5 protein-coding genes are annotated in these 7821 nt (G+C 63.6%); all 5 read left to right on the top strand.

The window, feature by feature from the left end:
* On the top strand, positions 1-417 hold a 417-nt coding region (locus tag IP83_RS21120), incomplete at its 5' end, for an integrase core domain-containing protein (RefSeq protein WP_369817007.1).
* 162 nt (positions 418-579) lie between these two features.
* Positions 580-3045: a TonB-dependent receptor gene (locus IP83_RS07915; protein WP_054121676.1), complete on the top strand. Its 2466-nt coding sequence runs from the start codon at positions 580-582 to the stop codon at positions 3043-3045.
* Positions 3046-3068: 23 nt separating this feature from the next.
* Complete coding sequence (locus IP83_RS07910; RefSeq protein ID WP_054121668.1) at positions 3069-4331, top strand: aromatic ring-hydroxylating dioxygenase subunit alpha; 1263 nt, start codon at positions 3069-3071, stop codon at positions 4329-4331.
* 17 nt (positions 4332-4348) lie between these two features.
* Positions 4349-5128, top strand: a complete 780-nt coding sequence (locus tag IP83_RS07905) for an SDR family NAD(P)-dependent oxidoreductase (protein WP_054121675.1) — start codon at positions 4349-4351, stop codon at positions 5126-5128.
* A 234-nt stretch (positions 5129-5362) separates the two neighbouring features.
* Complete coding sequence (locus IP83_RS07900) at positions 5363-7789, top strand: TonB-dependent receptor (RefSeq protein ID WP_054121667.1); 2427 nt, start codon at positions 5363-5365, stop codon at positions 7787-7789.
* The last annotated feature ends 32 nt before the right edge of the window (positions 7790-7821 follow it).

Here is a 7821-nt window from a genome sequence, read left to right as displayed (position 1 = left end):
GGGCGCTACGCGCCCTTGTCTTCATCAAGGCAATCCGGTCCGTCGAGGGACCGCTTCCCAATGTGCTACGGAACCGAGTTTACCAGCAGGGCCATCCTGAAGTGGGCCAGCGAGAACCGGGTCGAGTGGCATTACATCGATCCCGGCAAGCCGCAGCAGAATGCGTTCATTGAATCGTTCAATGGGTCGCTGCGCGACGAACTCCTGAATGAAGAGCTGTTCGACAGCCTGGGTGACGCCCGGTGCAAGCTGGCGGTCTGGCGCTACAACTACAACAACGTCAGGCCGCACTCATCACTCGGGAACCGAACACCGGCACAAGCGCGCCGGGCGTTCCTGCAAGATGGAGGTATCACGCCCGACGCGCTTGTGCCGATGAGGCAGCACGAATATCAAACCGGCAGACTCTTGTTATGACCGCGGGACCAGCGGGGGCAGGTCAGTCCTTATCTGTCCTCCACAGTCCGATAGAGGGGAGGACAAAGCGGAACCTGATACAAATGCGAGGCTAGTACATAGGTCAGGCACCCTCGCTCGGCCTCGTCGGGCATGGGCCCTCCAAAATCAGGAGGGATGTTCATGCGGGTTTTCCATTCGGTTCTGCTCACCACGAGCGCACTGGCTCTTGCCACGCCGGCCCTGGCCCAGACAGGAGCGGAAACGGCCGTGCAGGACGGCGTGACACAGGGCGGACTGGAAGAGATTATCGTGACGGCGCGCAAGCGCGAGGAATCGGTGCAAAGCGTGCCGGTTGCGGTCAGCGCGATCTCTGCCAAGACCATCCAGCAGCGCGATATCACCTCGATCGAGAAGGTCGCCGCTGCCACGCCGAACTTCAGTGTCGGCCGCGCTTCCAACGGTTCGGGCGCCCAGCTGACGATGCGCGGGATCGGTTCGTCCTCGACCTCGATCGGCATCGAACAGTCGGTCGCCGTGGTGGTTGATGGCGCCTATTACGGGCAGGGCCGGATCATCAACGAAGGCTTCTTCGACTTGAAGCGCGTCGAAGTGCTCAAGGGGCCGCAGGCGCTGTTCTTCGGCAAGAATGCGACCGCCGGCGTGGTCAGCCTCACGACCAATGATCCCGGCTCTGCCCGCGAATTCATCGCGCGCGCAGGCTATGAATTCCGCTCGCGCCAAGTTCAGGGTGAACTGATCGCCTCGGGCCCGCTGACCGACACGCTCGGGCTGCGCGTGGCGCTTCGCGGATCGCTGATGGACGGCGGCTATTACCGCAACGTCTCGGTGGACCGCACCTATACCACGGTCGACATCCGCAACCTGCTGGTTGGCGGCAACGGCAATCCGCTGGTCAGCGTGGCCAAGCCGGCGGCCGAACGCGCGCCGGGCGAGGACGAGTTCCTGGGCCGCGCCACGCTGAAGTTCACACCCGACAACCGCCTCACGATGGTGCTCAAGGGCTCCTACAGCTACAATCAGGTCAACAATTCCTCGTGGAACTACGTGGCCTACAACTGCGGCCTAGCCAGCGGGGTAAGCCAGCTGACCGGCTATCGCTGCGGCACGGACTTCGTCACCCACCAGAACGGCATTCCGGCGGACATCGCGGCGAACTTCCCCTACGCCAAGTCCGACGGCGCGCTCTACAACCGCTATCGCTCGTTCGCCATCAACGGCGCGATCACCTATGAGCTCGACAATGTCACGATCAGCTCGGTGACGAACTACAACAACAACAACAACCGTTGGGCCTGCGCCTGCGATTTCCAGACCAGCAACACCGGTACCTGGGCGACCGAAAACTCGACCTGGCGCGCCTTCAGCCAGGAACTGCGCGCGCAGACCGCTTACGATGGTCCGCTCAATTTCATGATTGGCGGGCTTTACCAGAAGACCAAGCGTGATTTCTCCCAGTACGTGATGTTTGCCGGGCTGCGCGATGACCAGGCCTCTGCCGAGAACCGTTTCGTCGCTTCATCGAAGTCGAGCTATACAGACGGTGAGACCGCAGCCCTGTTCGGTCAGGCGACGTGGAAGCTGGTCCACACGCTCGAGCTCGCCGGCGGCGTGCGCTACACGCACGAAACGAAGGACAGCTTCTTTACCCAGCCCTACAACAACCTGGGCGTGCAGACGATCTTCCGCGACCAGAAGGACCCCGACGGTCTCGGCGTGGTCAACGCGCGGCAGGTCTTCAACGACTGGTCGCCCGAGGCAACGCTCAGCTGGAAGCCGCGCGACGGCATCCTCGTCTATGGCGCCTACAAGACCGCTTACAAGTCGGGCGGCTTTTCCAACGGCGGGATCAATTCCAAGTTCTCCAGCAACCCGCTGGGCGACCTGACCTTCAACCCGGAAAAGGCGCGCGGCTTCGAGGCAGGGATCAAGACCCGGCTGGCGGACAACCAGCTGCGCCTCAACCTGACCGCCTTCACCTACAAGTACGGCGATCTTCAGGTCGATTTCTTCAACTCGCCGATCTTCGCCTTCCAGACCCTGACCGCCGACGCGCGCACCAAGGGTGTCGAGGCCGATTTCGAGTTCGCGCCGCGCGCCATCGACGGGCTCAACCTGCACGGCTCGATCAACTACACCGATGCGAAGTACACCAACTTCCCGCAGTCGCCCTGCTATGCGGGCCAGACACCGGCGCAGGGCTGCACCCTGATCGGCGGGATCAGTGCGCGCCAGAATCTCAATGGCAAGCCGCTTTCGGTTGCACCGGAATGGACAGGCGCGCTCGGCGTCGCCTACGAAACCCCTATCGGTGAAAGCTTCAAGCTCGGCTTCAACATCGATAGCCGCTACTCGTCGAGCTATCTGGCCTCTGGCTTTGGCAATCCGTTCTCGCGCCAGGGCAGCTACGCCGTGCTGGATGCCGGTATCCGCTTCGGTGCCGAAGACGACAACTGGCAGCTGGCGGTGATCGGCAAGAACCTCACCAACCGGTTCTTCGTTGCAGGCGTGGTCGATGGCCCCTCGACCGGCGGCGGCACCGGCACGGCTGGCGGCGTCCGCGCCGACCAGCTGGGCTTTGGCAATCTCCCGCGCACGGTTCAGGTGCAGGTAACCAAGCGGTTCTGACACACGGGGAAGGGGATCTCGGCATGAGCAAGCCGGAAACGATCGAAACGCTGCGTGCCCGCATCGCTTACGAAAAGGCGCGCACCGGCTATCCGGAAGGGTTTCCGGCTCTCCCCGAGATCCCCGCCCAGCGCTATGTCTCGCCCAAGTTCTACCAGCTCGAGTTGACCCGGCTGTGGCAGAAGACGTGGCTCTACGCGGCGCACAAGGAACAGTTCCCCGAGGTTGGCAGCTATGTCGCCTTCGATGGCGTGCCGGGCATGCCGATCATCGTGGTGCGCACCGATGATGGCTTTGCCGCGTTCTACAACACCTGCGCGCATCGCGGCGGCTGCCTCGTCACCGAGAAAGAGGGGCACTGCCCGGGCAAGCGGCTGGTCTGCGGCTACCATGCGTGGACCTATGATTTCGAGGGCAAGCTCATCGGCGTGCCCGATCAGCGGGACTTCGCCAATCTCGACAAGTCGAAGCGGGGGCTCACCCGCGTGCGCTGCGAGGCGTGGGGCAACTGGCTGTTCATCAACGCCGATCCCGAAGCCTCACCGCTGGCAGACTACGTGCGCCGCATCGCTCCGCAACTGGAACAATTTGATCTCGATTCGCTCGTGCTGATCGACCGCTACAGCTACGACTGCGCGTGCAACTGGAAGATCCTGATGGACGCCTTCGCGGAGAACTATCACTTCGTGTCGGTGCATCGCGGCACTGTCGGGCTGCCCGGCCCCAAGTGCGCGGTGGAGCATCGCGGCACGGTGATGGCGCTCTACGAGAACGGCCATTCGCGCAACATCCTGCCGTGGAACGACGGTTTCGAGCCGCGCGAAAGTGCTTCGGAGGAGACAGGCTTTTCGATGGGCATGGGCGGAATTGCCGATATCGAAACTGTCGGGCCGATCCCGCGCACGTTCATCACCGCCTTCACCTGCTTCCCGAACCTGACGACGCCGGTTTACGCCAATGGCTTCCCGCTGCTGCTGTTCTGGCCGACGGGCATCAACACCAGCCGGATGGACGTGGTGTGGATGGGCATGCCGCACGGCGAGGCGCAGCTGCCGGACGCGTGGAAGGAAAAGATCGCGCAGTTCAACGTGATCCTCGATGAAGACCTGACCTACCTGCCCAGCGTGCAGAAATCGGCGGAATCGCCCGCGTTCCGCTCGGTTCTGGTCAACTACCAGGAGCGGCGGATCTATCACGCCCACGAACAGATCGACCGGGTGATCGGCCCCGATCTGATCCCCCCGCACTTGCGGGTCGAGCCGGTTCTGGCCGGCGCGATCGAATGACGCGCGAAGGACAGGCAATGGCAATTCCGGCACGCAATCGCCTCGACGGCAAGGTTGGCATCGTCACCGGCGCAGGCATGGGCATGGGGGCGGCGACCGCCCGGGTGATGGCCGGCTATGGGGCGCTGGTGGTGGTCTCCGACATCAACCGCGCCGCCGGCGAGCAAACCGTCGCTGCTATCGTCGCTGCGGGTGGGACAGCGCACTTCGTCCTGTGCAACGTCGCCGACGAGGAGCAGGTCAGCGCTCTCGTGGCCGAGACCGTCGCCGTGTTCGGCCGCCTCGACTGCGCGGTCAACAATGCGGCAGTCACCCCTGACGTGCTGCCGATTGCCGAGGCCGACATGGCGGCCTGGGACCGGGTGATCGACGTCGACCTGCGCGGCGTCATGCTGTGCATGAAGCATGAGATCCGCCAGATGCTCGCGCAAGGGCAGGGCGGTGCGATCGTCAACGTCGGTTCCGTCAGCTCTGTCCGTCCGCAGCCGAACAATTCGGCCTACGTCGCGGCCAAGCACGGCGTGATCGGCCTCACCAAGACGGGCAGCCTCGAATACGCGCCGCTCGGCATCCGGGTGAATGCGGTGCTGCCGGGGGCCATTGACACACCCATGCTGCGCGGCGCGCTGGAACAGCACCACTTCACCGAGGCCGATTTTGCCCCTGCGCTCAGCCTGCTTGGCCGCTTCGGCCGCCCCGAGGAAGTGGGCGAGGCAAGTGCATGGCTGTGTTCGGATGCCGCGAGCTATGTCACCGGGCACAGCCTCGCGGTCGAGGCTGGCTATCTCTCGCGGTAATCGGCTTGAGGACCGGCGACTTCACTTCGCCCGAATCCAGCAGCAGCACCGATTGGTCGGACCACATGGTCCGGCCCTCCGACACGAATCTTTCCCCACAAGGCACCTCGCAAGGGATTGCACCGCAAGCGAAAATTGGTCATCTCAAAGTGGCTTTACGTCTGAGATTGACATAAATGACCAAAACAAATAATTGGTCAGGCCAGAAGGTAAATCCGATTCTGGGAGGGTCTCATGACGCACAAGTTTATTCTGCTGGCCGGCCTGTCAGGCCTGGCGCTCTCGCAGCCCGTCCGCGCGCAAGAAGTAGCGGCGCCCGCCGAGACGGCTGAAGCCGCTGCGCCCGCGGCCGGCATCGAGGAAATCGTCGTCACCGCGCAGAAGCGCGAACAGAATCTCCAGTCGGTTCCGGCCGCCGTTACCGCGCTTTCGAGCGAGGCGATCGCCAATGCGCGCCTCTCGGACTTCTCCGACCTGACGCGGGCGGCGCCTGCGCTCACCATCACGCAGACGACCACCTCGCCCAACAACTCGATCATCCTGCGCGGCATCGGCACGTTCGCGTTCTCGATTGGCGTCGAGCCGAGCGTTGCCGTGATCATCGACGACATGCCGGTGGTGCAGCAGGCGCAGGCCTTCGACAACCTCGCCGATCTGCAGCGCATCGAAGTGCTGAAGGGGCCGCAGGGCACCTTGTTCGGCAAGAACTCCTCAGCGGGTGTCGTCAACATCGTCACCAAGGACCCGAGCCGCGACTTCGAAGGCAGCCTCAATGTGACCGCTGCAACCGATGGCGACGTGCGCACCGAAGCCGCTGTTTCGGTCCCCCTCTCGGACGGCGTCGGGCTGCGCGTGACGGGCTTTTACCACGACTTTCCGGGCAATGTCCGCAACCTCACCAGCGGGCGCAAGCTCAACGATCAGGAAAACTATGGCCTGCGCGCCAAGCTGCGCGCCGAGCTTGGCAGCAACCTGACCTTCACGCTGACCGGTGCCTACGGCAAGGCGGTGCAGGACGGCGCGGCCACCACCATCCGCAGCATTTCCGGCACCGGCACGCCGCGCGTGTTCGGCAGCCCGGCACTCGCGCTCCTGCCGAGCCTGACAGGAATCACGCCCGGCGATGAAAACTACAACGCGCGGGTCGATACGGCGGGTGCCACCCGCAACGAGACGGCCAGCATTGCGGGCAAGTTCAACCTCGATCTCGGCTTTGCGAACCTCATCTCGGTCACGGCCTATCAGGACTGGAAGTTCAACTTCGAGACCGATTTCGATGGCACCGATCTCAATGTTCTGGGCGGCCTCACCGGCGGCGCGCTGAATGGCGGGCTGGTGCAGAGTGGTCCGTACCACTCGACCAATTTCACGCAGGAATTGCGCCTCGTCTCGGGCGGCCGCTCGGCGCTGAAATATGTCGTTGGCGCGTTCTATTCGAACGCCAAGACCAGCCGCGCATTTCAGCGCGGACCGGTCGTCGCGGCAGCGGATTGGTCCGCGCGCAACAGCAGCGAAAGCCTCGGGCTGTTCGCGCAGGTGGACTATACCTTGCCGACCAACACGACGGTCAGCGGCGGCATTCGCTACAACCACGAGAAGATCGGCGTTTCATTCGACAACAATCTGGCATCAGCCACTGCCAACACCTGTCTGGCTGGCAATCCGCTCTGCCGCGGCACGAATTCGGACAGTGTCGTGACGTTCAAGGCCTCCATCTCGCAGGAACTGGCGCGCCAGATCATGCTCTACGGCAGCGTTTCGCGCGGCTACAAGGGCTATGCCTACGACATCACCTCCGGGTTCAACCCGGCGCGGATCGATGCCTCGCTGAACGGTACTGGTCCGGGCTTGCTCGGCGTCGGTCCGGTCAGGCCGGAAACGTCTACCTCGTGGGAAGCGGGCCTCAAGAGCCGCTTTGCGGATAACCGCATCCAGCTCAACGTGATCGGCTTCCTCACCGATTACAACGACTTCCAGGCCCAGTCCGCGATCCTCGTCGGCAACCCGCCGGCACCGCAGTTCGTGCTCAACAACGTGGGCAAGCTGCGCACCAAGGGCGTCGAGGTCGAACTGACGGCCAAGCCGACTGACTGGCTGCGCATCGATGGCGGAGCGAGCTATACCGATGCGATCATGCGCAGCTTCCCCGCCGCGCAGGGCTATGCCGGGCAGACCGGGCAGGTGTGGAACGGCACTGCTTCCGCGCTTGTCGGTCCCTGCGTTGCGGCTGCCCCGGCCACTGCGGCCAGCCCGCGCACCACATGCGCGTTCCAGGATCGCTCCGGCGCGCGCCTGCCCAACTCGCCGAAGTTGAAGTGGAACATTGGCGCGACCGCCGAATTCGGCCTCGGCGGCGATGTGAAAGGCACGGCGATCCTCACCTACCAGCACCAGAGCTCGGTCAACTTCGATCTCCTCGGCAATCCGCTGCTGGTGCAGGAAGGCTATGGCGTCGTGAATGGCAGCCTCGGTGTCGAATTCGGCAAGGTGCGCGTGACGGCCTTCGTCAACAACCTGTTCGACAAGCACTACGCCGCGAGCCTCACCGACGGCTACGGCGTGCTGGGCGGCAGCGCCAGCAACGATGCCCACGTCGTCTACCAGTTCCAGACGCGGGATTCGCAGCGTTATGCCGGGATCAAGCTTGGCGTGAAGTTCTGAAGCATCATGGCCTGTTCCCCCGGGTCTTGATT

The sequence above is a fragment of the Novosphingobium sp. AAP93 genome (assembly GCF_001296055.1).
In the GTDB taxonomy this organism is placed as follows: Bacteria; Pseudomonadota; Alphaproteobacteria; order Sphingomonadales; family Sphingomonadaceae; genus Novosphingobium.
This window is presented reverse-complemented; position numbering and strand designations above follow the sequence as displayed.